The sequence below is a fragment of the Nocardia sp. NPDC049526 genome, assembly GCF_044465765.1.
GTDB lineage: Bacteria > Actinomycetota > Actinomycetes > Mycobacteriales > Mycobacteriaceae > Nocardia.
In genome coordinates this window covers 1-2,044 of sequence record NZ_JBITMA010000020.1, presented here as the reverse complement: position 1 = coordinate 2,044, position 2,044 = coordinate 1, and the positions used below count along the sequence as shown (strand labels likewise).

Sequence of the window (2,044 nt, the reverse complement as noted above, 5' to 3'; positions counted from 1 at the left end):
GGCAACCGAACATAAGCACCGCGGGCGGACCTCACGCACCGCCAACGACCTCACGTACCGGGAGCGCAGTCGGTCCCTTCCCGCGCCATCACGTTTGCCCGGCGAACCCCAATCGCAGCGCGCCAAACCATATGCAGCGCGCGAACTCACACATGGCGCACGAACCCAAGCGCAGCGCACGAACTCACGCTCAGCGGGCAAACTCATACGCAGCGCGCGAACCCACGCGTAGCAGCGGGAGCAAACCAGTGCGCGGCGAGGAATTCATGCACAGCAGACGAATACACGTGCCACGGCTCAGGGGGTTTTGCTAGAAGAGGCGGAATTCGTTGCTCTCGGTGCCGCGTAGAGCGTCGTAATCGAGGGTCAGGCAGCGGATGCCGCGGTCCTCGGCGAGCGTGCGGGCTTGGGGCTTGATCTGTTGGGCGGCGAAGACGCCGGCGACCGGGGCGAGGAGTGGGTCCCGGTTCAGGAGCTCCAGGTAGCGGGTGAGCTGTTCGACGCCGTCGATTTCACCACGACGCTTGATCTCGACGGCCACGGTTGAACCGTCGGCGTCGCGGCAGAGCAGGTCGACCGGGCCGATGGCGGTCATGTACTCACGGCGGATCAGTGTGTAGCCGGGGCCGAGGGTCTGCACGTGTTCGGCGAGAAGCTCCTGAAGATGGGCCTCCACACCGTCTTTCACCAGACCGGGGTCCACACCGAGCTCGTGCGCGGAGTCGTGCTCGATCTCTTCGATGGTGATGCGCAGTTCCTCACCCGCCTTATTGGTAACCACCCAGAAGGCCTTTGCCCCCTCGGGCACCGCGTCACCGTCGCGCTCCTCCAACCAGCACGGCGGACTCATCCAGTTCAGCGGCTTATACGAACCGCCATCGGAATGCACGAGGACCGATCCGTCGGCTTTGATCAGCAACAATCGGCGGGCCATCGCGAGATGGGCGGTGAGTCGCCCTACGTAGTCGACCTGACAGCGAGCAATCACTAGGCGCACCCAAGCACTGTAGGTGAGCGCCCGGCCCGGCCCGGCGTCACCCCTGCCGAGTCGGCTGTCAGCCCATGAGCAGAATTGCCGCGAGGAATGCGCTCACGGCTAGCAGACCGGATTCGATCCGGGTGAGTCGGCGGGTAGATGCCGCCTGCGCGCGCAACATGCCGAAGCCGACCCCGGTTCCGATACAGAAGGCCAGCAGGTGACCGACATTGGTGAAGGTCTGTTCGATCAGCACGCCCTCGGCCGCGACGATAAACCACACCGTGGCCCAGGCGATTCGCCAGCGATGCGGAATAGCGACCACGATCGCCCCGACCAGCGCCATAGCGCCGTAGCTGACGCCGACATCCTGCGCCCAGCGAATGCTCGCGGGCAACCAGTCGACCTCGATCGCGATCCACAGGCCGGCCGCAACGAGGAGCGTGGCGCCGATATGTCCGGCCAGGAACACGCGCATCATATGCACCGCACCGAAGCGCAGCTCGGCAAGTGCCAGCAGACAACCGAGCAACGGAATCAGCACCCAGGCGGAACTGACATCGCCGATCACCAGTGCGCTCGAAAGCATGGTGCCCACTCGGCCGTTCAGCAGATTGTGCAGATTCGTGCTCGCATGCAGCACCACCCGCGCCTGCGCCGATTCACTCAGCGCCGAGAAGACCGAAGTGACAGCGACAAGAGCCGCCAGGTATCCGAACGTCGCCGGGAGCCTCAGCTGCCGCCAGCGTGAGCGAAGCGGGCTGAGGGGATCGACCGGCGCGCGGTCGACGGTTGTCGTCGCTGCGACCATCAACACCTCCATGCGCGTCGACCGCTCCTGACAAGCAGGCCGACGCTGACTACTACTTTCTGTCATTCTCCATGATGAACGTCAGAGCGCCGCATAGGGTGACTATTCCCTGTGAGATTGCTACGAAACCTCATGCCGCACAGCATACAAAGAGAATATGAAGCAAAAAGGCCCCCAACTGGTGTTGGGGGCCTTTCGCAAGGATGTTCCGGCGGTGTCCTACTCTCCCACACCCTGTCGAGTGCAGTACCATCGGC

The 2,044-nt window shown here is 63.9% G+C and carries 2 protein-coding genes; both read right to left on the bottom strand.

All coding sequences use genetic code 11. The annotated features are described in order from the left end of the window. Positions 1 to 310: 310 nt before the first annotated feature. Entirely contained in the window at positions 311 to 997 is a 687-nt protein-coding gene (nucS, locus tag ACIBW7_RS38690; protein WP_397055347.1) for an endonuclease NucS, read from the bottom strand. Between the two features lie 58 nt (positions 998 to 1,055). Then, entirely contained in the window at positions 1,056 to 1,787 is a 732-nt protein-coding gene (locus ACIBW7_RS38685; RefSeq protein WP_397055345.1) for a rhomboid-like protein, read from the bottom strand. Positions 1,788 to 2,044: the final 257 nt, after the last annotated feature.

What these genes read in the sequence shown, in the direction of transcription:
- ACIBW7_RS38685 (WP_397055345.1), bottom strand. Translation starts at nt 1,787, where the DNA reads ATGGTCGCAGCGACGACAACCGTCGACCGCGCGCCGGTCGATCCCCTC.